This window comes from Parabacteroides sp. PF5-9 (assembly GCF_029893105.1).
GTDB lineage: Bacteria > Bacteroidota > Bacteroidia > Bacteroidales > Tannerellaceae > JARXWG01.
In genome coordinates this window covers 24,749-49,936 of the sequence record NZ_JARXWG010000025.1, presented here as the reverse complement: position 1 = coordinate 49,936, position 25,188 = coordinate 24,749, and the positions used below count along the sequence as shown (strand labels likewise).

Sequence of the window (25,188 nt, the reverse complement as noted above, 5' to 3'; positions counted from 1 at the left end):
CGGGTGCAAAGGTAGGAGTATTTTTTAATTATGCAAGAGTGTTGCGCATATTTTATGCTGGAGGCTCTCTGTTTTCTTCTATTTCAGTAGATGGTAATGCGACAGTTGGACTGTTTTTTTCATCCTCTTCTTCCATTAGTATAAAACGTTTATAGTAGGAGAGGCATAACGTCGTTAGTGGTAAGGCGATAATTAATCCGATAAACCCCAGAAGAGTACCCCAGATAGAGAGGGACAATAAGATTAAAGCCGGATTTAAACCCATCGCTTTCCCCATGATTTTAGGTGTAAGGAACAGGTCTTGTATGACTTGAACGATGACCAGTACCACTAAAGCAGATCCGAAGATAAGCCAGAAATTTTGTCCTGTTTCTGCAGAACGGAACAGACTCAAAATGATCATTGGTATGATACCTATTGTTTGCAGATAGGGAATAAGGTTGAGTACCCCGATAAATAACCCCAGGGTAACAGCCAAAGGGAAATTGATGATTTTAAATCCAATGGCAAAAAGAATACCGACACAAAATGCAATCAGCGATTGTCCACGAAAATAACGATTCATACTTGTTTCCATATCATCGGCTAACCCTTCTACAAATGGGCGGTATTTTGTAGGGATCAATTTTTTCCATCCATTGGCTATTTTTTCGTAATCAAGTAATATAAAGATGAAATAAAGTAGAATAACAAAGATAATGGTGACGCTAAATAAGATCGAAAAGGTGTTGGAGAGTAACGACCATAATTTAGGGGCTATTTGCCGTAAGGCATTTAGGATATTTTCCCGGCTTAATAATTCCAATATCTGATTAAAATCTACATTCATTTGAATATACTCGATCCATGCCTCAGGAATTAATGGAATATAACTGCTACCGAGATTGTATTTACGGATCAATTCCAGCGTTCTTTCTGCTTCCTGAGCGATAGAGGGTAGCACCATAGCCACCACAAGGGAGATAAACAGAAGTAAAGATAATAGGACTGCCATAATAGACAGGATGCGGCTTTTAAAACGAAGTTTATATTGAAAGAATTTAACGATAGGTTGCATCAGATAGGCCAATAGCCAGGCAATGCAAAAAGGTAAAAGGGCATTCCTTAATAAGGCGATCAGGTAGACAGCTATGACGATCGCTACCCCGCCGAAGAGAATACGCATTACCCGATCGAATGTAAAAGGTCTTTCAAATAAGGAATTCATGGTATATTTTTTATCTTTGCTTTTCACAAAGATAGAATAAACTCTAAAAAGCGAACCATGATCCGGAAAATCTTTACGCTACTTTTTATAAGCACACTTTTCTTTCCGTTTATATTGAATGGACAAGTACCATTGCCCATTCAACAATTGTTGAATGCTTCTTATATGAAGGGTGCATCTTTTTCTTTTATTGCGAAAGATATTGCGAATGGTAAGGTTTTGTATAGTTATGATCCCGACAGGGAGTTGATTCCTGCATCTGTAATGAAACTGGTCACTACAGCAGCGGCATTGGAGTTGTTGGGAGATGATTATCGTTTTGCGACAACCCTCGAATATGATGGGGAGATTAAAGCGGGAGTGTTGAATGGTCATTTATATATCCGAGGAAGTGGTGACCCGACATTGGGCTCTTCTCATTTTGTTCCGGAGAGAAGTTCGTATATGCAAAATGCATTTATCAGAGAGTGGATATCGATTATTCAGAAGGCCGGAATAAAGGAAATTAACGGGTCGATTATCGCAGATGAAACTGTCTTTGATACTGAAGGTCTGTCTCCCAAATGGGTCCGGGAGGATCTGGGTAGTTCATATGGAGCAGGTAGTTATGGCTTAAATGTCTTTGATAATTTAGTAGAAATACATTTGACAACTGGAAAGGCAGGGTCACGTCCGGTGGTGAAAAAATGGGTGCCGGAAATAGCCTCTTTGCGTTTTCATAATTATCTGCAGACAGCATCTGTTCCAACAGATAGTTCGTTTGTTGTCGGAGCCCCTTTTTCTCCGGAACGTTTTCTTTATGGAGCGGTTTCACCCAATCAGGATCCTTATTTATTGAAGGGGGATATTCCGGATCCGGCTTTGTTTCTGGCGGAGTATTTGTCGACCGGTCTGAAAGAGGTGGGAATAAAGATTAAAGGAGGTTGTACGACCTCACGTATAGAAAGAGAAAAGGGGAAGCCGCTTTCGACGAAACGGAAAACGTTGTATACGACCTATTCGCCTCCGTTGAAAGCCATCGTTAGAATCACCAACGAACGAAGTCATAACCTTTATGCAGATGCGCTACTGAAAAAACTGGGTTTGCAGTATACGCCTAAACCGGGTGAGGTGATCTCCTCATTTGGAAGAGGAATTAAGGTGGTGAATCAACATTGGACAGATAAAAAGATGGATACCGCATCGCTTTGGATGTATGACGGAAGTGGTTTGGCGGTTACCGATAAAGTGTCTGCTGCTTTTATCGGGGAATTGTTGACCTATATGGGCACACAATCTTCTGCTTCGGCTGCCTATAAAGCCTCTTTCCCGCTGGTCGGACAGGAAGGGTCGGTTCGTCTTTTTCTGAAAGGTTCGGCGTTGGAGGGTCGAGCCTATCTTAAGAGTGGAGGAATGAGCCGGGTGCGATGTTATGCCGGATATATACAGAAAGAAGGAAAAGAATATGCGATCGCCCTTCTCACAAATAATTATTCATGTGAAGGGCGAGTCTTAGTCAATGCACTGGAAAAAATGTTACTGGATTTATTCTAAAGAGAATAGATCAGATAATCTGCTCCAATACAGATAGGCTTTTATTTAATTCTTCGTCGCTCAGTTCGTGGTTGGTCAAATCACCGGAGATAAACTGATCGTAAGCTGCCATATCTATTAATCCGTGTCCTGAAAGGTTGAATAGGATAGTGCGCGGCTTTCCTTCTTCTTTGGCTTGTTTGGCTTCTTGAATGGCGGCAGCGATGGCATGTGACGATTCCGGAGCAGGTATAATCCCTTCAGTACGGGCAAACAGGTTTGCCGCTTCAAAGGTCTCCAATTGTTTGATATCAACTGCTTCCATCAATCCGTCTTTCATGATCTGACTGACGATAGAGCCTGCTCCATGGTAACGCAATCCGCCGGCATGAATATGTGCAGGAGCAAAATTGTGCCCCAGTGTGAACATAGGGAGTAGAGGGGTATAACCTGCCTCGTCGCCAAAATCATACTGGAATTGTCCGCGGGTTAGTTTAGGACAAGAAGCTGGTTCTGCCGCAACGATACGAATCTCTTTTCCTTCAGTCAGTTTGTGTCGAAGGAAAGGGAAGGATATGCCGGAGAAATTAGAACCACCGCCAAAACAACCGATCACTACATCCGGATATTCTCCGGCCATCTCCATCTGTTTTTCGGCTTCAAGCCCGATTACAGTCTGATGAAGCATCACATGATTTAATACGCTTCCTAAAGTGTATTTACAGTTTGGAGTTTGTAAGGCCAATTCAACCGCTTCGGATATGGCTGTACCAAGACTACCCTGGTAATTGGGATTTTCTGTCAATATCTTACGACCGGCTTTGGTACTCATACTGGGGGATGCGATAACCTGAGCGCCGAAAGTCTGCATAATCGACCGACGGTAAGGCTTTTGGTGGTAACTGATTTTAACCATATAGACCGCCAGTTCCAGATCGAATGCCCGGGCAGCGTAAGATAAAGCTGCTCCCCATTGTCCGGCTCCTGTTTCGGTTGTGATGTTGGTAATCCCTTCCTTTTTACAGTAATAGGCTTGTGCAATAGCCGAATTCAGTTTGTGTGATCCTATCGGACTCACGCTTTCGTTTTTGAAATAGATATGTGCAGGAGTATCCAATGCTTTTTCCAATCCATACGCACGCACCAGTGGAGTAGAACGATAGTTTTTATATAGTTCTCTGACTTCTTCCGGAATTTCGATCCATTTGTCGGTTTCATTCAACTCCTGATGGGAAAGTTCTTTGGCAAAAATAGGATAAAGATCTTCCGGTTTCAGGGGTTGTTTTGTTTGTGGGTTTAATGGAGGTAATGGTTTGTTTTTCATATCTGCAACAATATTATACCAAGCTGTCGGTATTTCCTTTTCCTCCAATAAAAATTTCTTTGTCTTCATATTTATAATGATATCTGTTTAATCGTATTTTAGGCGAAAAACTTACAATTTGGTAACAAAGGAACAAATAATATTTCGTTCTTCAAATCGATATGTAAAAATATATATCTTTGCGGCTCGGTATATATTAAACGGATAAATCTATATGAAACGACTTGTTCTACTGCTGTTGTGCTTAGCTTCTGTCTCTTTCTTAGGGGCGCAAAACAAAAACTTCACGTATAAATTTTATGGCTTTGTCAGGGGGGATTTGTTTTACAATTCCCGTGCAAATGTAGCGCCAGTTGATGGGAATTTTTATATGTATCCGATGGATAAGGTGTATGACGCGGAAGGGAAAGACCTTAACGCAACTCCGAACGGGAGTTTTTATACCTTCACATCACGACTTGGCATGGACATTGCCGGACCAAATCTCGGAACAGCTCGTACCTCAGCAAAACTGGAAACGGATTTCGGCGGTTTCTCATCGAGTACGACCATGCTACGTATCCGTCAGGCGTATGTTGCCTTGGACTGGGAGAGGAGTCAGTTTTTGATCGGTCAAACCTGGCATCCGATGTTCGGTAGTGTGACTCCTGTTGTTTTAAGTCTCTCTTCCGGAGCACCCTTTCAGCCGTTTAACCGTAGTCCGATGTTGCGGTATCAGTATCAGCTGAATCATTTGAAGTTTACCGGTGCAACAGTTTGGCAATTGCAATATACGTCAACAGGACCGGCTGGGGCGACGGAAGATTATATCAAAAACAGCTGTATTCCTGAATTGTTTATCGGCGCTGACTATAGTTCTTCAAACGGTTGGACAGTAGGAGCGGGTGCTTATATGATCTCTTTAAAACCGCGAACAACCTCTGTATGGAATGATCAAACGTATAAGGTGGAAGAACGAATGACCACCTTTTCTTATATGGCTCATTTGAAATATTCCGGTCGGAATTTTATGTTTGCCGCTAAAAGTATGTTAGCCTCTTCATTGGATCATACGGCTGTTTTAGGAGGGTATGGTGTGCGTTCTGTCAATGATAAAAACGGAGAACAGGAGTATACCGCTTTCAGACATTCGACCTCATGGGTCAATATGACGTATGGTACATTATGGAAAGTCGGATTTTTTGCCGGATATTCTAAAAACTTAGGCACATCCGATCAGTTGGTTGCTACAGATAAACTCTATGGCAAAGGGTTGAATATCGATCAGTTGATCATGGTTAATCCGAGTCTATCCTATAATCTTCCACATTGGCGGATGGGAGTGGAGTATAGTTGGTCAAACGCCTCTTATGGGACGAATGATTTGAGTGATGGCAAAGTGATCAATACACATGGGGTTTCTAATCATCGGATTGTCGGATTATTGGTTTATAGTTTTTAAGAACTATTTTTCCAATTCAAATGTTTTGCGGCCGATATGATTACCATCGGCAAAGATATCGACGCGGAAGACGCCTGGAGAAAGAAACTCTTCGATATCCCAATACATTGTCACGGCCTGTTCTTCTCCGTCGTATTCAATCATTCGTTTCATGGAATAACTGATCTCTTTGCCTTCAAAGGGGAATACATCGGCACGACTTTTGACTAATACGTCGTCGTCGGGTTTCATGATACGTACATAGATTGTTTTTTCGCCGACAGGGGCAGTGATGTTTTTGGATATTTTGAAGTTGACAACAAACTGTTCCATCTGCTTAATACGTTTTACCGCCTTGCCTCTTTTATTCACGGTTGCAACATTTATTTCTGTGGCATCTAAACGGCTCGCCAAAGTCACACGCTCGGTTAACTGTTCCTTTTCTTTTTGCAAGTTGGCCGCTTGGGTGGTTGCCTGTCGATATTGAGCAACGACTTGTTTGTTCTCTTTTTTTAGTTGTTCGTTCAGCTGATTTAAAGAGTCGATCTGAATCACATAGTTACGCATGATCTTACGTAAAGTCTCCAACTCTTTTTTCAGTTCATTGATCCGGCGGGAATTGGTTGCTTTGACGGTGCGTAACTCTTCCATCAAGCGTTGAACTTTAGCTTGTTCTGTAGAGAGTAAGGCCACCAGGGAGTCGTTGCTGATGCTGAATTTATACCCTTCATATTGGAGCGATAATTCGTTGAATTCATCCTCCAACGTCTCTTTGTCCAGTTCGTATCCCTGAACCAGATCGGTCATTTGTTGTTTCTGATGATAGATATAATATGCAGCTCCGGCAATAATTAGGATTAATACGATCACTGCAACGATAAGCAATGATAATTTATTTATTTCTTTGTTTTCTTTCTGTTCTATATCCATATTGAAAGCAATGAATGAGTACGCAAAATTACTATTTAATCAGTATAAGAGAAACAATTCATCTCTTTTATACATTTTTTAATAGGTCTTCTGCCTGTCAAATAACAAGGGGAAACATTTTTTTGTTGTTTCCCCTCTGTTGTTGTATGTTTAAATGGAATTATTTGTTGTATTTGCTCCAGTCTACATTATGCATGTCTCCGCTGGCGGCCAACTCTTCGTGGAACGCAAAACAGCATTTCAAATTCTGAGGCGTATGTCCTTTTACGCCCATATTCAGATATTCGCGTAAGATAGGTTGGTAGTCAGGATGAACACAATTATCGATAATTGCATTTGCCCGTTGAATCGGTGATTTACCACGCAGATCAGCGACACCATATTCAGTGATGATGATTTTTACCGAATGTTCGCTGTGATCCAGGTGGGATACCATCGGAACAAATGCACTGATTTTGCCCTCTTTGGCTGTAGAAGGGGTGGTAAATATAGACAACATCGCCGAACGGGTAAAGTCTCCCGAGCCTCCAATGCCATTCATCATACGTGTGCCGGAGACATGGGTGGAATTGATATTACCAAAAATATCGGCCTCCAATGCGGTGTTGATCGTCACCAGACCCATGCGGCGAGCCACTTCCGGGTTGTTGGAGATCTCTTGCGGACGAAGTAAAATCTTATCTTTAAAGAAATCAAGATTGCTGTAAATGTCATCAATCACTTCATTACTTACGGTCAATGAACAACCGCTGGCAAATTTGACACGTCCCTGTTTCATAAGCGTGATAACCGCATCCTGAATAACTTCAGTATATACGTTGAACGCAGGGATCTCTTTGTTTGCTCCCATACATTCCAACACGGCGTTAGCCACATTTCCTACTCCGCTTTGCAACGGCACAAAGTCTTTTGGCAAGCGGCCGGCTTTCATTTCCGATACCAGGAAATTAGCCACATTGCGTCCGATAGCCATCGTTACATCATCGATCGGAGAGAAAGGACTGCCTTCATTCGGCTTGTCGGTGTTAACAACAACGATTTTAGCCGGATCGACTTTTATACAAGCACTGCCGATACGGTCAGAAGGTTTATATATGGGTATTTCACGACGAAGAGGAGGATCTGCCGGTTCATATAAATCGTGCATACCACGGATCTCTTTCGGATGTTGTTTGTTTAATTCGACAATGATCAAATCGGCCATACGACAAATGGTTGGTGCAATCCCAACACCACAAGTCGGAACGATCTCTCCGTCTTCAGTGACGTCAGATGCTTCAACGATGGCCACATTGACCTTACCTAAAAAACCATAACGTAGATTCTGAGCCAATTCGGATAGATGAAGGTCGTAATAGGCTGTTTCACGTCCATTCAGTAATGCACGTAAATCTTTATTTGATTGATAAGGCGTGCGGAATTTAATCGCTTTTGCACGAGCCAGTGCACCGTCCAGTGAATCTCCGGTAGAAGCACCGGTGAACATCCCGATTTGGAAAGGATTTCCTTTTGCATGTTCCTCTTCTGCTCTTCGGGCAATAGCGGTAGGGACAACTTTAGGGCATCCGGCAGGTGTGAAGCCGCCAAAACCCACGTTGTCGTCATGATGAACAAGTAAGGCAGCTTCCTCAGCTGTCATGAATTTTAATGCCATGATACAATAGGTTTATTTTTTTAAGGTAAATAATTGTCGTTGAATAAATCGCCGCAAAGGTATTAAAAAAGATCGTACATTAGTACTTGCGGTTAAGTATTTCAGTATAGATAACGGCTTTTCGTAATTCGTCCGCATTCTGGAAATTTTCGTCGGCAAAACTGTATTGCTCAGAGTCGTCTATCAATTGAAGAGGTGTTTCTTCGTGGTCGAAAAGATCACCTTTCGGCAGAAACGACGTTGTTGTTGGAGTAGAAACTCTATGGGGTGTTTTTTTTGTCTTTTTCTGAACTGTAGCCGGCCGCGACTTGGATGGAGGAGGTGAGGATTGTTTCTGTTGCATCTCTTCCCATATTTCCCAGAAGCCTTTCTCCGTAGGGGTTGATTCGTCTGAATCTGAGGTCTCGTATGGCGGATCGGGAGTCGTTGTCTGTTGTCTCTTTTTTTTGCCGGAACTGATTAAACCGCTCAGTGCTGCCACTAAAATAAAAACAATATAAAGCCAGTCTCCGATGTTATCCATAACTTTTGATTACTTTTGTCCTCCAAAAATAGGCATAAATATTAAGAAACAAAAATGACAAAACAAAGTATATAAAGTAAATAAGGGTAACTTCACAGCCACCCTTATTCGATTTAACCAAAACCTTAACTATGAAAAAATTTACGTTTTTCGTATGCAAATATATACGACAGTTTTGAAATATGCAAATATTTTGCACATATTTTTCGAATAATGTTCATTTGTTTAAATTTTATTAATAAATTGAGAATAAAAAGAAATAATATAGGTTTATGACAGATAATTCCACTTTTTTTTCTGAAAAAAAGCTATTCATAGAAACGTATGGTTGCCAAATGAATGTGGCAGATAGTGAGGTTGTTGCCTCTGTGATGCAGATGGATGGTTATGTAATCACCGAACAAATCGAAGAGGCAGATGCTATTTTTGTCAATACCTGCTCGGTAAGAGACAATGCAGAACAACGGGTGTATGGTCGTTTGCAGTATTTTCAATCTTTAAAACGAAAGAAAAAAACGCTTATCATAGGCGTACTTGGCTGTATGGCGGAACGGGTGAAAGAGGAGTTGATTCGCGTACATCATGTCGATCTGGTCGTCGGTCCTGATTCTTATCTGGATCTCCCGAATTTGATCGGAGCGGTCGAGCAGGGTGAAAAGGCGATGAATGTCGAACTATCCACTCAGGAGACCTATAAAGATGTCATTCCCCTAAAGATCGGCGGGATACATATTTCCGGATTTATATCGATCATGCGCGGATGCAATAATTTTTGTACCTATTGTATTGTGCCCTATACCCGTGGACGTGAGCGAAGCCGGGATGTGGAAAGTATATTGAATGAACTCAGGGATATGCGCGACAAAGGTTTTAAGGAGGTGACGCTGTTGGGACAAAATGTCAATTCGTATCTGTATGATACAGGAAAAGAGCAGATCACTTTTCCGCTTTTGTTGGAGCGGGTGGCTCAGGAAGCACCTGAAATGCGTATTCGTTTCACCACATCTCATCCCAAAGATATGAGTGATGACACCTTGAAAGTGATTGCGGCAAACAAAAATATCTGTCGGCATATTCATCTGCCGGCACAGTCAGGAAGTTCCCGGATATTAGATGTCATGAATCGTAAATATACCCGTGAATGGTATTTAGACCGGATTGCCGCCATTAAGCGAATAGTTCCCGATTGCGCCCTATCCACAGATCTGTTTTGCGGTTTTCACTCCGAGACCGAGGATGATTATCAGCAAACTTTATCTTTGATGAAGGAGGTTGGCTACGACTCTGCATTTATGTTTAAATATTCCGAACGTCCGGGCACATATGCTTCCAAATCCCTGAAAGATGATATCCCGGAAGAAGAGAAGGTGCGTCGGCTTCAGGGGATGATTGATCTGCAAAACCAATTATCGGAAGAGAGTAATTTGCGGGATATCGGTAAGGAATTTGAAGTATTGGTAGAAGGATTTTCAAAGCGTTCACGTGAACAGTTGTTTGGACGAACCAGTCAAAATAAAGTGGTTATATTTGATAAAAGAGACTATAAAGTCGGACAATTTGTGAGGGTGAAAATCACACGCGCCTCTTCTGCTACACTGTTTGGTGAGCCGGTAAACTCGGAGAATGACTGATTCTCTGATAGCGATGTTTCAAAGAGGAAGGATGTCTAAAAGTACAGTGTCTCTTTGAATAGCTTATAAGTTGTAAATAGATGTTTTGTAGTGGGTTAAATGTGCATAACCCCGGGTGAAACCCGGGGCAGTTTGTCTCTATTGCTTTTTCAGCCAAAAACATAATGGAATTACAAAGTATCTACAATCATTCGTTGTTTTTCCAGAAATTCAATCCGTTGGAGTTCTCCACTGATAGAGATCATGGTGGATGATCGGATTAGCGCATCCACGCGTTTCTTGATTTTTGCCATAGAAGCGTCGTCAGCCGAAATGATGTTGTTCAAAATGAATGCTTTAACGACGTTCATATGATAGTGTGCCGAATCAATATACCAGTAACTCGTATCGAAGTTTACACTGGATATGTATAAATAAACGCTATTCCCCGTATCATCAAATTGTCCTTTTATAGCCAGATTCTCCAGGTAGTTTAAGAAACTGTGAAGATCTTCTTTGAGTAGGCCGACTTCTTCGTCTGTGATTAAATTGATACAGTTGAAATGTTTAATGTCTGTGACTATATATTGGATGATCAACGGGTCGAAGATATAAACAGAATTTTTCATATGTCGGGATTGTACGCCATACTCGCGTCGAAGCGCCGTGACTCTATCCGGGCATTTTGTGTCGTTGAATGTTTTGATATGTTCTGTATCTCCACACTGGTAGATCCATTTAAACAGATAATATTTGGAGAGTTGCTTGAAGTTGTCATAAAGTCCCATCGGCAGCATGTTTGAACAATCAACCAGGGAAGAACTCTCATCCTTCTGGGCATCTTTTAAAATATCAATATAATTTTGAATCATCATGTAGTCCCTTTCCTGCGGGTTGATGTAGTCGATCAGTCTCAGTTGAAAAGGCCTGTTGCATGAGGTGTGAGAAGAGTTGATCGTATTATCTAAAGAGATCCCCATTTTATGAGAGATAATGGCAATCTCTGCAAAAGTGAAAGCGACCTCACCACGCAGTCGTCGGTAGACAGCCTCTTTTTCGATGCATAATAAGTCAACTAATTTGTTTGTTAAGTCAGGTTTAGAGGGTACTTTCTCTTTGATAGCTTTGATAAAGTTATCATGTAATAAATTTTTGTTCATAAGATTTTTGATTAAAGTGTTTCATTTGGTTTGAGTAAATATAAGGGTTAAAGGTTTCTGATTATCACATATTGATACAGCTGAAGTTAGGGTTGTTCCTGTATATCTTTTCCATGTTATGTTTTTTGTTTGGTTTTACAAATATATAGAAAAAAAATCTCTTTTCAAAGAACCAGCAATACGGGTGTTTTCTAAATATGCAAAAAAATATGTTCTTTTTAATGCGGATCAGTTGCTTAAAGAGTATAAAAACGGTATGTATGGTTTGTTGGTCTTGCGGTGTTACAAATTGTTCGTTTAATTTTTTGTCATTTTATCCCATCCGACATTCGTCTATTTGCAAGCGGAAGTAAAGGAGTTCATGCAAAACGCAAGGATTTAAGGGCTCGTTTTGGTTTAATTGCCTGATTGACAACCTGTTTGTTCTGTTTTGGCGATTGTATTAAATGGAGGCTTTAGAGAAAAAACGATTTTTTCTAACCTATATTATTTATAGACCCTGGAGAAGGCTACAGAATCTTCCTCTTTTGTTATATGATACCGTGAACGAATCCCAACAAAACCTGTTATGTTGCTGTCGGTTTATTTGAAGCATTTATAAGACTTTTTTGTTAGAGGTACCTCTAAATGATTTTAGACGTACCTCTAAACGGATTTAGACGTACCTCTAAATTGTTTTAGACGTACCTCTAACAGAAAATAGAGGTAGGTATAACGAAAAAACAGTCAGAATACTGTGTTTATTTCTGTTGCATGATGTAGAAAAATATATAGATTTTTCGAAAATCATCCGAAGGAATAGATCTAGTAGAGGCTGGGACGGTGTACGTTTGATTTATATATTAGTTCGTTGTTGTGAGTTTGATAGAAATTTGTATAATAAAATATTATTGATTATTTGATATAAATATGTATTTTATGTGATAGCGTATGTATATATGGAATATATTGATATTGTAGCATAAGAATGCATAGTTATGTATAGTATATTTTACATGTTTGTACAATATCGTATGAGAATAAGAATATATATTGTCTTGTATGATAAAATGTCGATGCAATGTTATGTGAGTTAATGAATTTATATATTGTATGTATGGGATATGTAATGAAATTTGTATTGAAATCAAATACTAAGAAGGATATATAAATATATAAAGCAATATAGTAAAAGAAACATAGAGATATTACTATATCTTATGTGAAATATGATATACCTGTAGTGTTTGAATTGAGTATTTAATAAAATGTAATATAACCTGCTGTAATATTGTGTTGGTTGAGGGAGGGGCGCCTAAGCGTAGTCCGTGGCGCTACTCAATCGCGATGTGGTAAAAACACCCCTTACATCAGACCAAAATGGTCAATGCAGCCGCCCAATAGTTCTACCAGCCGCCCATATTACTGGCTAACGAATAAGTTTTGTACCTTTGTCGGCAGAATAAATAAAATGAGATGGAAAAACTTACCCTGATAAAAGTAGGCGGTAAAATTGTGGAAGAAGAGGACACATTATGCCAACTGTTGAATGATTTTGCTGCGATTGAAGGACATAAAGTTCTGGTGCATGGCGGAGGAAGATCGGCCACTCAATTGGCTTCCCGGCTGGGCATTGAGAGTCAGATGGTGAACGGTCGCCGAATTACTGATGAGGAGATGCTTAAGGTGGTGACAATGGTCTATGGCGGTTTGGTGAACAAGAGTATTGTGGCTCGTCTACAGGCGCTCGATGTAAATGCTCTGGGATTGACTGGGGCAGATATGAATCTGATGCGTTCGGATAAACGTCCGGTGGCGGAGGTCGATTATGGATTTGTAGGCGATGTAAAAGCGGTGAATGGTGAACTGCTGGCAGCGTTGATCGGGCAGGGGATTGTACCTGTTTTAGCGCCATTGACACACGACAAGCAGGGCCATTTGTTGAATACCAATGCTGATACGATTGCGGGTGAGGCGGCGAAGGCTTTAGCGCATCATTTTGAGGTGACATTAGTTTTTTGTTTCGAAAAGAAAGGTGTTTTACGTGATGCGCAGGACGACGAGAGTGTGATTCCTGAGATTAATCGCGAGGGTTTTCACCAATATGTCGCCGACGGTATTATTCAAGGAGGAATGATACCCAAACTGGAGAATGCTTATGAGGCGATCGATGCGGGAGTGAAACGTGTGGTGATCACTCAGGCTTCGGAGATTCATCAAGGGAGAGGTACGGTCGTCCTTTAGCGACTTGCTTTATTTTAAACGTTTTTCTAATTCTTCGTCTGTTAAAATAGTCAGGATTGTTTTTCCATCGGGTGTGAGGTTTGGATCTGTAGATGAGAAGAGCGAGGCAATAAGATATTCCATCTCTTCTGTCGAAAGGATCTTTCCGGAACGGATGGCTGCTGCTTTAGCCAATGATAATGCCAGCGTTTCACAGATCTCTTCTTTTGCTTCGCAGCCCGTTTCAATGGCTCGGGCGACAACGTCTTTTAAGAGTGTGATCGGATTGAGGTGCTCTGTACCGGACGGTAATCCGTTGATCGCATAACTGCCGTTTCCTAAGTTACTTAGATCGAAACCCATAAAATGGAGGTCGTCAATAAAGCAGGGGATCATAGCAGCTTCGGCGGGCGTGAATTCAACAATCTCCGGGAATAGAACCTGCTGAGAGCATCCTTTCTGCTGTTGTACGGATCGAATATATTGGTCGAACAGGATACGGATATGTGCTCTGTGTTGATCGATAAAAGCCAGACCTGATTTGAGCGATGTCACAATATACCGGATTTTGTATTGATACGCTGGCTGCTGCATATTTTCTTCGAAAAGCATCTTTTCCAGTTCTGTTGGCTGATCCGTTTCAGTGGCTGATTCGATATGAATGTCTTGTTGCGGACTACTCTCCTGTGAAGAGTGGTCGGCCTCAAAACCTTGGTAGAGTTTGTCCCAGTTGAATTCAGGTTTTTTATAAGAGGATCCGGATTTGAAAGGGTTGTAAGAAGGGTCAAGCTGAACCTGTGGGCTCTTATGTATACTATCTTCTGAAGAAGAGTTGTAGACTGGTATGTTTATGGCATCTTCTTTGTCGAAGTCGATGGTTGGGATGGCGCTTGATTTGGCCAGAGACTCCCGGGTGGCAGAAAGAATGATCTGCCAGATTGCCTGCTCGTTTTCAAACTTGATCTCTGTCTTTGTCGGATGGATGTTGACGTCAATGCACTGTGGATCAAGGGTGAAGTAGATGAAATAATTAGGATGTTCCCCGGTAGGGATCAGCTGTTCATAGGCTTGCATCACTGCACGGTGGAAATAGGGGTGTTTCATAAACCGTCCGTTGACAAAGAAATATTGCAAAGCACCCCGCTTACGTGTAAAATCAGGTCGTCCGATAAAACCGGAGATAGTCAGTAAGGAGCTTTGGGCTTCTATTGTCAATAGTTTCTGGTTTAAATTTTTTCCGAATATATTGATGATACGTTGGCGGAGGCCAGAGACAGGCAGGTTGAGTATTTCAGCATCGTTGTGATACAGGGCGAAGGCTATCTGTGGGTTGACGAGGGCGATACGTTCGAATTCCTGAATGATGTTACGGAATTCGGTCTCGTTCGACTTCAGAAACTTTCTACGAGCCGGCACATTGAAAAAAAGGTTCTTGACAGAAAAGATGCTGCCTTCAACACAGGCATCGGCATCGATGTTTTCTAAGGTTGATCCGGCTATTGTCAGGCGTGTGCCGAGTTCTGATCCGACCTGGCGTGTGCGTAGTTCGACATGGGCAACAGCAGCTATGGAAGCCAATGCTTCTCCGCGGAATCCCATGGTCTGTAATGCGAATAGATCTGCCGCAACAGCTATTTTTGAGGTGGCGTGTCGTTCGAATGCCATCCGTGCATCGCTTTCCGACATCCCTTTGCCGTTGTCGATCACCTGGATCAATGTACGACCGGCATCTTTGATATTTACGCGGATATGCGATGCGCCGGCGTCAACAGCATTTTCTACCAATTCTTTGACAACAGAGGCAGGACGTTGAATCACTTCACCTGCAGCAATCTGATTGGCAATGCTGTCGGGCAATAAATGGATAATATCGCTCATCTAAAAAAGAGTGCCCAAAAGATGAAGATTAATACCGACAGGATTACTCCCAGTTTAACGCTTTTGTATTTTCTGGAACGAACAGTCTCTCCACGGGAGAGGCTTTTTTTAAGATGCGATGTACCATGTATAAAAGAGCCTTTGATCTGTGGCTTGTACTCCTCTAAAGGTTCCTCCATTCCTAACTCTTTTTTTATCCGACGGGTACGTTCCTCCAAGTCTTCTTTACGCGGATCCCAATAGATGGGTTTATGCTCGAATTGACGCGGTCTGCGCGTATTGTAAAATGAAAATAGTGCCATCTTTTACCTCCTTTTAACGTATAAATTTATTACTTCTTTTCGGGGCTTCACCCTCTTTTCGCCTAACAACCTGATAGATATCATCTTTGTGTTGAGGCCGGATATAGTCGAACCAATAAAAGTCCTTTAATGTTTTCTGGGTGGGATCTAAATCGGGTATTGGAGTCAGACTTCCGGTGGGACTGGGCCAGATTTTCAGCTTTTCCAGTTTATTCTCGTGTACCCAGATCGACAGAAAACCACTTTTAGTCTCATTTAGGCCGATCATTGCTCCACTTTCTTCCAATGGATAGAAAATGGACTCGGCATTTCCTTCAACATCGATTTGCCGGACTGTTTTCCCTTCGAAAAATGCTTTTAAGTCATTGCCTTTTAGTTGATTGTAGTAGGTGGTGTCGACCAGCTGCACGGCAAAGGCGAATTGCCTTACATGTGCATAATCGATTGTGCTGTCATTCATAAAAAGAACGATTGTGTCTCCATATAACTGATACGCTTCATTCCAGACAATAGGGTCGTTGTACATAAACATGACTGAGTCTTTGGTGTTGAATTGCATGGAGTCGCATACCCCTTGCAGGTCGGTTCTGAAGAAACGCACGCCATAATAGGCTTTAATCTCTCTGAAGGTAGAGTCTACTGTTGCCATCTCCAATGTATCGGCATGCAGATATAGGGTGTCTCCCTGGCTGTATTCGATGAAACGGGCACTGTCGGTCGCAAAAGCATATTCGGTTCGTTCGTTAAAGAATCCGTATTGTCCCTCCATGATCACCTTCTGAACGGTGTCGCGTAAGAGCATATTACCGAATACTTCGCTATAGCCGTTCTCGCGGTCGTAGATAATCGAATCTCCAATTAAAATGCGGTTGCCGGAGACTATTTCAGAACGGTCTAGGAGTAACGAATAGTCGTTTGTCGTGTTGTACCAGCCTCGTGAGGTATAGACTGTTCCGCTGTCGGATTCTATCACTGAAGGTCCGAGGATATCGGCTATTTTTGAGTCTGTATTATAATGTAATGTATCAGAATACAGAGTGAACTGAAGATTCTCTAACCGGACACTGTCATTGAAAATGGCCATTTTGGTTGCTGGCGAGTATTGTCCGTAATAGGAGGACAGTTCGTTTTCTTCGTCCACAATTAACCCTCCTTCGAAATAGTAAGCGATGTCGGCTGTGCGGTCGTAGTTTAAACTATCGGTAAATAGTGTCATCTGTCTGTTTTCCATACGTACATTTTCACGTAGGTTGGCTATCTGCGTATTGCCGTCATAAAACAGATAATTGCCGTAGACAAATAATGTATCTCCCTGCTCCATCCGTACATTACTGAATGCTTCCAACGAGTTGGTCAACTCAAAGAAATAGGCGCTGTCGCAATACATATATGCACTGTCGTGACGAAAGATTACATTTCCGGTCAATACTTGTGCGTCCGGATTGATGTTTTGGTCAAATGACAGAATATCAGAGTGCTCGAGGTATACCTTTGTCTTTTTTACTGTGTCGGTAGGGGTTGTGACGTATTCGTCTGTTTGAGCGGAAAGACAAACAGAGATAAAACAGAACAACGTTGCATACAAATAGCTTAATCTCCTCATTCTTTTACCCAACCAGGATAACGGAAGTCGCAACCGCTCCATCCGTTTGCAATACGTACATAAGTACTTTGTTGTTTCTTTTTGATCCAATTATCCAGAAGTTCTTCTCTTTTTTTAGCTTCAACCATTGCTTTTAAGGCTTGGAAGTCGTCCGACATATTTGCTTTATGCTGATTGATCCGGTTTTTAAGTTTAACGATGGCAACTACTTCTTTCTGGGCTTTGGTGATCATTGTAAACGGTTTGGAGATATCTCCAACCTCCATATTATTCACAATTTTCCCAATCTCCTGCGGCAACTCTTGCATCTCGAATTTAGGGGTACCATAATAACTGCTTTCATAATCGGAGTTGACCATCAACCCTTTATTATTACGTGTATCTTTATCGTAGGAGATAAAAGTCGCGGCATCTTCGAAAGAGAATTTTTCGATTTTTAAATCATTGTAGACACTATCCAGCCGAGCGGTCGCCTCCATTAGTTCGGTCTCTGATACTTTCGGTTTCAGCAGAATGTGGCGACAATTGATGCGGTCACCTCTTTTTTCAATCAGTTGGATGATATGAAAACCGTATTCTGTCTGGACTATCTGAGAGACCCGTTTGGGATCATTCAGGTTAAAAGCCACATTGGCAAATTCGGGGAGTAGATTTGCTTTGCCGGTAAAACCCAATTCTCCTCCGCGTCTGGCCGATTCAAGATCCTCTGAATAAAGGCGTGCCAGTGTAGAAAACTCCATTCGCCCGTTGTTTATGTCATCGGTAAATTCACGTAAGCGTGCTTTAATGGCATCGGTTTCCTCAAATGAGATTTGAGGTTCCATGGTGATGATTTGCACCTCTACAGTTGTTGCGATAATAGGTAAACTATCTTCAGGGATTTGATTGTAAAAACGACGTATTTCAGAAGGAGTCAGTTTGATTTCTCCGATCAGTTTTTGTTGCATCTGTTGAATAACCAACTCTTCTCGCACCATCTCTCTGCGTTCGTCTTTAATCTCCGAGTATTTTTTATTAAAATACTCTTCCAGTTTTTCCCTTGAGCCGGTTTGGCTCTCTGCAAAACTCATCCATGCGTCGACGCGCTGAATAATTTGAGTCTCTGCAATTTCAATACTGTCTATTTTTGCCTGATTCAGATAGAGTTTCTGAATGGCCATCTGTTCCGGGATGAAACAATACGGATCGCCTTCTAAGCGCATTCCGTCATTTTGCATGTGCAAACGCATACTTTCGACATCTGAACGTAATATAGCATCGTCTCCAACCACCCACACAATTTCATCGATCACATTGTCCTGTGCTATTCCCACAGAGACACAACAGGTAAGAAAAAATACAATAAAAATTTTTTTCATCATGTCAATCTTCATTTCTAATATCACTAGAAGTCGCCTATAGTTACTCTATTTACTGAGTTTTACGCGACCATTTTTAATTCCATCATTATATAACTCATCTTCGAATTGCTTCAGATATTCCATCCTTCGCTGATTGATTAATAAATCGACGATCTGTGTACCTACGTAGTCATAGGGTGCGATCTTTCCGGATGGTATATATTCATTGATATTCAATAAGTAACAATAGCTACTGTCGGACACTTCAATGTGTTTGTTTGTTCGGAGAAACTCGTTTGAGTTGGTAATCCGCATAGGGATATTATCCATGACCTCATCGAAATCCACCCATCTGTCGTAAAAGTAGTCATAAATTATGGCATTCTGTACACTATATTTCTCAATTTTTTCTAAAGACTCGTTAGAGGTTGATTTATACCATCCTTTTACATCGGAAAGTCCCGGAGCATCAATGGGTAGTTTTAAGAAAAGTCCTTTGACTAACCCTTTTTCCAATACAAACTTTTGCTGATTTTCTTCGTAATAGTTGAGTTTATCACTTTCACGAATGTCTGCACTCAGACGTTCCCTAATCAACCGTTCGAGGTAGCGATAGCGGGTTAATGAACGCCGGTAGTCATCCACTAACCGATCTATCTCCGCTTTTTCATCTCCTAAATTGCGTGAGGCGATATCATCGACCAATGCATCTTTCACCCATTTCTTTACATAGCTTTCTGCATGCAGGAGACTGTCGGCCGGTGTTGCTCCCCTTGGAATCATTTGAGTTACTTCGGAAATCCTTAAAGCTCGATCTCCTACGGTTGCGATCACTTCAGCGTCGCTTATCGTTGGGGTTTGCTTGCAGGCACTCAGACATACGATCAATAGTGTTATAATGAAGTAACTGTGTCTCATTGAATGGTTTCTATTTTTGTTTTTGTAATTTTTCCAGGATCTTCCAGTTTATTTCTACAGGATACTTTTTGTTTAATTCGGCAATCCATTGTTCTTCCAAAGCCTGTTGTTCGGAAGTTGGTTTACTCCAGATCTTATCATTACTGATTTCAAAAAGCAGAATCCCGTCCCGATATTCTTGTAGAAGATGGTTGTATTCCGGATATTTTTCAGCAAAGTTCCGTTTTTCTAAAGTTGTCAGAATCTCCCTTACAAAAAGATCATAATTCTCTTTCATAAAATCACAAGCGTATGTTTTGGTCGATAGCTGACTGATTCCCATAAACGTTGCAAATTCATTTTGCGGGAAACTAAGAGTGTCCAATGTAAATACCGTTTTGTTCATCCCTTCCGTTTTGTCATGAAACTCTTGACTGATAGGGAATATATCGTAGCATAAGGCTTCCAGTTCGGCATAGTTTTCCGGATAGAAGGTATAGCCATACTCTTTTTTTAATCTGTCATCATACGACTTTAATAACTCGAAGTTCCGTTCTCCTTGTCTCATCTGAGAGGTAAGCACTGTTTTTTCTTCATCAAATGTTTTTCTTCCTCTCTTTTCGATCAGTTGATAGATGAAATAGCCATTATTAGCGCTAATCAACGGACTTAACTCCCCGGGTTCATTCAGAGCAAATAGTTGCTTTTCAATATTCAAAGGTACATCCCCAGGGAGTAGTTCCGGTTGAACGCCTCCTTTTGCCCCAAAGACAGTATCAGTAGAATAAGCTTTGGCCAGTTCGGCAAAATCTTCTCCGTTTTTGGCTCTTTCATAGATGCTTTCTGCCTGTTTGGCAATTGCCTCTTTTTGTTCCGGGGTAGCCTTCTGAGGAAAAGCAAATGCGATTTGTGCCAGCATAAGTCTGCCCGGATGTGGACGACGGCTGTGTACTTTAGCAATGTGAAATCCTAATGATGTACGAATCGGTTTGGATACGGTTCCTACCGGTAATGCATAAACTGCTTCTTCAAAAGCTTTTAACGAACGCATCGGAGACAATGCACGAACATATTCATAGCCGATCTGTTCCGAGTCATTCTCGAATAACTCCGAGCCAACCGCATCAATATCTTCACCTTGCTGAATACGGTTGTATATTTCCATCGCTTTTTCGTAAACAGCAACGGTGTCTTTGGATACAGTCTGTTCCGGTAATCTGAAAAGAATATGACTCAATTCCAAAATCTCATTTCCCCGGTCGTAAATCTTTTTTACCGCAATCTCTTCACCCGGTTTGTCGCTCATAAAACTGGCATAAAGCTGAGTCTCGTAAGATCTTAATTCCCTTTCAAACTCTTTGGATCGGTTTAAGCCTAAAGCTTTAGCTTCTGCTACTTTCAGTTTGAAGTTTTTGAATAATTCAACATATTCTTTGACCGAATTGGCATCTGATAGATCCAATTCGTTGTTTTTCTGGCCAATATAGATAAATTCAGCCAGCGGAATATTGTCTCCGGCTACTTTCATTATGACAGAGTCCGGAAGAGTTTGAGCGTAACCCGTTAATCCTACGAAAAAACAAAAGAATACAAACAAATTTTTCATCAAAAAATCTCTTTTCATAATCACTTTATACTTTTAACATAATTAACCTCTACAATAACGAAGAATGACGCATAAAAGTATAGGGGAGTACTTATATTAGCTTTTTTTATTGAGTTGTGACACTCTTTTGTTATTCTCCGCGGCTATAATTCGGAGCTTCGCGGGTGATGGCCACATCATGTGGATGGCTTTCCTGTATACCGGCATTGGTGATACGGGTAAATTTTGCCTGGTGCAACTCCTCGATCGTATGAGCACCACAATAGCCCATACCGGCACGCAGACCTCCGACCATTTGATAGATCACCTCCAACAGACTGCCTTTATACGGTACACGAGCAGCAATCCCTTCCGGTACCAGTTTTTTTACATCATCTTCCACATCCTGGAAATAGCGGTCTTTAGACCCTTTCTGCATGGCTTCCAGTGAACCCATTCCACGGTATGATTTGAATTTTCGTCCATTGAAGATAATTGTTTCTCCGGGAGATTCCTCCACGCCGGCCAGTAACGAACCCATCATGACGGTAGATCCGCCGGCTGCAATTGCTTTTACAATATCACCCGAGTAACGTAGTCCGCCGTCAGCGATCAATGGAATATCAGTCCCTTTCAATGCTTTAGCCACATCATAGATGGCTGATAATTGTGGTACGCCCACTCCCGCAATCACCCGCGTCGTGCAAATAGATCCCGGTCCAATACCGACTTTTACCGCATCGGCTCCGGCTTTCGCCAGGTAGGTCGCAGCTTCACCGGTGGCAATATTGCCAACGATACAATCGATGTGCGGATATGTTTTTTTGATCTCTTTTAAAACATCGACTACCCCTTTAGAATGTCCATGAGCAGTATCTATCACCAAAGCATCCACTCCGGCATCCACAAGTGCAGCTGCGCGTTCCAATGTATTGAAAGTGACTCCTAAGCCTGCCGCAACTCGTAATCTACCCTTTGAGTCTTTGGATGCATAAGGCTTATCTTTCGCTTTGGTAATGTCTTTGTAGGTGATTAACCCGATGAGTTTATTGTGTTGGTCGACTACCGGTAGTTTCTCTATTTTATGTTTCTGGAGAATTTGAGCAGCAGCTTCCATATCGGTCGATTGCTCTGTGACTACCAGATTCTCTTTGCTCATTACCTCATCGATAGAGCGATTCATATCTCTTTCAAATCGCAAATCACGGTTGGTCACAATGCCTACCAGGTATCCGTTATCGTCGACCACCGGAATGCCACCGATCTTATATTCGGCCATCATGGCTAAAGCATCCGCGACATGTTTCCCTTTGGTAATTGTCACCGGATCATATATCATCCCGTTTTCAGCACGTTTGACCGTTTTCACCTGTTTGGCCTGTTCGGCGACAGTCATATTTTTGTGGATAACTCCTATGCCGCCTTCACGGGCGATGGCAATCGCCATTTTCGCTTCGGTAACGGTGTCCATCGCTGCCGAAACCATGGGGATATTCAAAGCGATGTTACGTGAAAACTTTGTTGTAAGATCTACATTACGGGGGAGTACTTCCGAATAGGCCGGAATTAACAAAACGTCATCGAATGTTAATCCATCCATTACAAATCTGTCTGCAATAAATGACATAAAAACAGGTTTTAAAATTATTGCGCGCAAACTTACGAATTAATACAGACTTGACAAAGCAGAAGCGGGTTTTGGTCGGTGATAATTGACAATTATTAGTATAAAAGTGTATAAGTAGGCTATTCTGTATTCTTTTTTATAAAACGTAGATGATGTACAGAAAAAGGCTATCCAATTTTGTTTTTGGACAGCCTTTTGATCAATCTATCTGATACTTATTTGTCTTAGTTGGCCATTTCTGATAGGAATTTAATACGGATCAATCGGATCTCTTCTTCCGTATAGTCGCTTCCCAACTCTTCTATGGCGTCTTCCAGATCATCGGTCTCAGAGTCTTTAAAATACTCATAAATATCCTCCACATGATCTTCATCCATGACATCCTGGATAAAGTAGTCGATATTGATCCGGGTACCGGAGTAAACGATTGCTTCTATTTCATCTAACAGTTCTGAAAATTCCAATCCGTTTGTCAGGGCTATTTCATCTAACGCTACCTTCCGGTCGATACGCTGAATGATTGAGACCTTCAGTTTTGATTTGTTGGCCACCGTCCGAACACGCAGGTCTTCCGGCCGTTCGATTTCGTTTTCTTCAACGTGTCTTTTGATTAGTTCGACAAACTCTTTTCCATAACGTTTTGCCTTGCCTGCTCCAACTCCGGGAATATTCTGCAGTTCATCCAGTGAGATCGGATAAGTCGTCGCCATAGCTTCCAGAGAAGGATCCTGGAAAATGACAAAAGGAGGCACTTCAAGACGTTTAGATAATTTCTTACGAAGATCTTTCATCATGGAATAGAGAGCCGGGTCTACAGCTCCGGATGCTCCGCCACGAACTGGAGGTTCTTCATCCTCTTCTTCAAATTCATTATCTTTTGTGATCTTAAAAGAGACCGGTTTTGCCAGAAAGTTTTTACCTTCTTTGGTGATCTTTAATAGGCCGTAGTTCTCGATATCTTTAGTGAGATACCCTGCAATTAACGCTTGCCGGATAACGGCATTCCAGGTTTTTTCATCTTCATCCTGACCTGAACCGAATACCTCCAATTCATTATGTTTATACGACTGCATTTCGGACGTTTCCGTTCCTGTTAGCATATTTACGATATATTCGGTTTTGAATTTTTCTTTGAGTGTGCTGACAACCTCTAGCACTGCTACTAATAAATCTTTTGCTTCCACTTGCTTTTTGGGGTTCAAACAATTATCACAACTACCACAATTCTCGACATCATGGGTTTCTCCAAAATAATGTAATAAAACTCTTCTACGGCAGACGGCCGTTTCGGCATAAGCTGCTGTCTCGAGTAACAATTGCTTGCCTATCTCCTGTTCGGCTACAGGTTTTCCCTGCATGAACTTTTCGAGTTTCTGAAGGTCTTTGTACGTGTAAAATGCGATACAGTGTCCTTCACCGCCATCGCGACCGGCTCGGCCGGTTTCTTGATAATACCCCTCCAGGCTTTTGGGGATATCGTAATGGATCACATATCTGACATCCGGTTTATCTATGCCCATACCAAAAGCGATGGTCGCCACAATCACATCAGCCGACTCCATCAGGAATGCATCCTGATTGGATGATCTGACATGAGAGTCCATCCCGGCATGATAAGCCAATGCTTTTATACCGTTTGCTTTGAGTATATCACTGAATTCTTCAACTTTTTTTCTGCTCAAGCAATAAACGATTCCCGATTTCCCCTCGTTCGACTTAATGAATTTAATGATATCCTTATCCACTGTGTTGGTTTTAGGCCGTACTTCGTAGTAAAGATTTTCGCGGTTGAATGATGATTTGAATACGGTCGCATCGATCATTCCCAGGTTTTTCTGGATATCGTGTTGTACTTTGGGGGTAGCCGTAGCTGTAAGGGCGATTAACGGACGTTTGCCTATCTCGTTAATAATCGGGCGGATGCGTCGGTATTCGGGGCGGAAATCATGTCCCCACTCCGAAATACAATGTGCTTCGTCTACAGCATAGAAAGAGATAGGTATGTGACGTAGAAAATCGACATTCTCCTCTTTGGTCAATGACTCCGGAGCCACATACAATAGTTTTGTCCGGCCGCCTAAAATATCCTCTTTGACCTGATCGATCGCTGATTTATTGAGTGACGAATTGATAAAGTGGGCTATTCCGTCTTCTTCGCTGAAGTTACGCATGGCATCGACCTGATTTTTCATCAGGGCGATCAATGGAGAGATCACGATAGCTGTTCCTTCCATCAATAAAGAGGGTAGCTGGTAACATAACGATTTTCCGCCTCCGGTAGGCATCAACACAAAAGTATCGTTGCCGTTTAATACATTTTCGATGATTGGCTTTTGATTCCCTTTAAATGTATCGAAGCCAAAATGTAATTTGAGTTTTTCAGATAAATAGTCCTTTTTTACCATTCTTAGTAT

Annotated in this window: 18 protein-coding genes; 4 read left to right on the top strand and 14 right to left on the bottom strand. The window is 41.6% G+C overall.

Going from position 1 to position 25,188, the window contains the following annotated elements; genetic code table 11:
* Positions 1–52 precede the first annotated feature (52 nt).
* On the bottom strand, positions 53–1,207 hold the full coding sequence (locus tag M2135_RS13195) for an AI-2E family transporter (RefSeq protein WP_280748988.1): 1,155 nt from the start codon (positions 1,205–1,207) through the stop codon (positions 53–55).
* A 57-nt stretch (positions 1,208–1,264) separates the two neighbouring features.
* Here M2135_RS13195 and dacB point away from each other — a divergent pair, with 57 nt between their 5' ends.
* A complete protein-coding gene (dacB, locus tag M2135_RS13190) occupies positions 1,265–2,740 on the top strand; it encodes a D-alanyl-D-alanine carboxypeptidase/D-alanyl-D-alanine-endopeptidase (protein WP_280748987.1) in 1,476 nt (491 codons plus the stop codon).
* Positions 2,741–2,750: 10 nt separating this feature from the next.
* On the opposite strand, the gene M2135_RS13185 is transcribed toward dacB, so the two are convergent.
* On the bottom strand, positions 2,751–4,112 hold the full coding sequence (locus tag M2135_RS13185) for a TrpB-like pyridoxal phosphate-dependent enzyme (protein ID WP_280748986.1): 1,362 nt from the start codon (positions 4,110–4,112) through the stop codon (positions 2,751–2,753).
* Positions 4,113–4,257: 145 nt separating this feature from the next.
* On the opposite strand from M2135_RS13185, the gene M2135_RS13180 reads away from it, so the two are divergent.
* The gene (locus tag M2135_RS13180; RefSeq protein WP_280748985.1) at positions 4,258–5,484 is read left to right on the top strand and encodes a DcaP family trimeric outer membrane transporter; all 1,227 of its coding nucleotides are present in this window, start codon (positions 4,258–4,260) and stop codon (positions 5,482–5,484) included.
* Between the two features lie 3 nt (positions 5,485–5,487).
* Here M2135_RS13180 and M2135_RS13175 read toward each other — a convergent pair whose 3' ends face one another.
* The 3 genes from M2135_RS13175 to M2135_RS13165 all read right to left on the bottom strand — a co-directional run bounded on the left by M2135_RS13175 (position 5,488) and on the right by M2135_RS13165 (position 8,570).
* Positions 5,488–6,393 (bottom strand): hypothetical protein, encoded by a 906-nt coding sequence (locus tag M2135_RS13175; protein WP_280748984.1) that lies wholly within the window; start codon positions 6,391–6,393, stop codon positions 5,488–5,490.
* Positions 6,394–6,553: 160 nt separating this feature from the next.
* Positions 6,554–8,047 (bottom strand): acetyl-CoA hydrolase/transferase family protein, encoded by a 1,494-nt coding sequence (locus M2135_RS13170; RefSeq protein ID WP_280748983.1) that lies wholly within the window; start codon positions 8,045–8,047, stop codon positions 6,554–6,556.
* A 79-nt stretch (positions 8,048–8,126) separates the two neighbouring features.
* Complete coding sequence (locus M2135_RS13165) at positions 8,127–8,570, bottom strand: hypothetical protein (protein ID WP_280748982.1); 444 nt, start codon at positions 8,568–8,570, stop codon at positions 8,127–8,129.
* Between the two features lie 272 nt (positions 8,571–8,842).
* On the opposite strand from M2135_RS13165, the gene miaB reads away from it, so the two are divergent.
* Positions 8,843–10,201 carry a tRNA (N6-isopentenyl adenosine(37)-C2)-methylthiotransferase MiaB gene (gene miaB / locus M2135_RS13160; protein ID WP_280748981.1) on the top strand — a complete coding sequence of 453 codons (1,359 nt, stop codon included), beginning with the start codon at positions 8,843–8,845 and terminating at the stop codon, positions 10,199–10,201.
* A 170-nt stretch (positions 10,202–10,371) separates the two neighbouring features.
* On the opposite strand, the gene M2135_RS13155 is transcribed toward miaB, so the two are convergent.
* Positions 10,372–11,340, bottom strand: coding sequence for a helix-turn-helix domain-containing protein (locus tag M2135_RS13155; RefSeq protein WP_280748980.1), 969 nt, complete (start codon positions 11,338–11,340; stop codon positions 10,372–10,374).
* 1,455 nt (positions 11,341–12,795) lie between these two features.
* Between M2135_RS13155 and argB the strand changes: the two genes are divergently transcribed.
* A complete protein-coding gene (gene argB / locus M2135_RS13150) occupies positions 12,796–13,563 on the top strand; it encodes an acetylglutamate kinase (RefSeq protein WP_280748979.1) in 768 nt (255 codons plus the stop codon).
* A gap of 9 nt (positions 13,564–13,572) precedes the next feature.
* Here the strand turns inward: argB and mutL are convergent, their stop codons facing one another.
* The 8 genes from mutL to recQ all read right to left on the bottom strand — a co-directional run bounded on the left by mutL (position 13,573) and on the right by recQ (position 25,179).
* Positions 13,573–15,420, bottom strand: coding sequence for a DNA mismatch repair endonuclease MutL (gene mutL / locus M2135_RS13145; protein ID WP_280748978.1), 1,848 nt, complete (start codon positions 15,418–15,420; stop codon positions 13,573–13,575).
* Positions 15,417–15,722, bottom strand: a complete 306-nt coding sequence (locus M2135_RS13140) for a hypothetical protein (protein WP_280748977.1) — start codon at positions 15,720–15,722, stop codon at positions 15,417–15,419. The genes mutL and M2135_RS13140 overlap by 4 nt, the downstream gene beginning before the upstream one ends.
* 13 nt (positions 15,723–15,735) lie before the next feature.
* The gene (locus M2135_RS13135) at positions 15,736–17,325 is read right to left on the bottom strand and encodes an OstA-like protein (RefSeq protein WP_280748976.1); all 1,590 of its coding nucleotides are present in this window, start codon (positions 17,323–17,325) and stop codon (positions 15,736–15,738) included.
* Entirely contained in the window at positions 17,322–18,686 is a 1,365-nt protein-coding gene (locus tag M2135_RS13130) for a peptidylprolyl isomerase (protein WP_280748975.1), read from the bottom strand. The genes M2135_RS13135 and M2135_RS13130 overlap by 4 nt, the downstream gene beginning before the upstream one ends.
* Before the next feature lie 45 nt (positions 18,687–18,731).
* Positions 18,732–19,583 carry a peptidyl-prolyl cis-trans isomerase gene (locus tag M2135_RS13125; protein ID WP_280748974.1) on the bottom strand — a complete coding sequence of 284 codons (852 nt, stop codon included), beginning with the start codon at positions 19,581–19,583 and terminating at the stop codon, positions 18,732–18,734.
* Between the two features lie 10 nt (positions 19,584–19,593).
* Entirely contained in the window at positions 19,594–21,168 is a 1,575-nt protein-coding gene (locus M2135_RS13120; RefSeq protein ID WP_280748973.1) for a peptidylprolyl isomerase, read from the bottom strand.
* A gap of 130 nt (positions 21,169–21,298) precedes the next feature.
* Positions 21,299–22,774 (bottom strand): IMP dehydrogenase, encoded by a 1,476-nt coding sequence (gene guaB, locus M2135_RS13115; protein WP_280748972.1) that lies wholly within the window; start codon positions 22,772–22,774, stop codon positions 21,299–21,301.
* 224 nt (positions 22,775–22,998) lie between these two features.
* Positions 22,999–25,179, bottom strand: coding sequence for a DNA helicase RecQ (gene recQ / locus M2135_RS13110; RefSeq protein ID WP_280748971.1), 2,181 nt, complete (start codon positions 25,177–25,179; stop codon positions 22,999–23,001).
* Positions 25,180–25,188 lie beyond the last annotated feature (9 nt).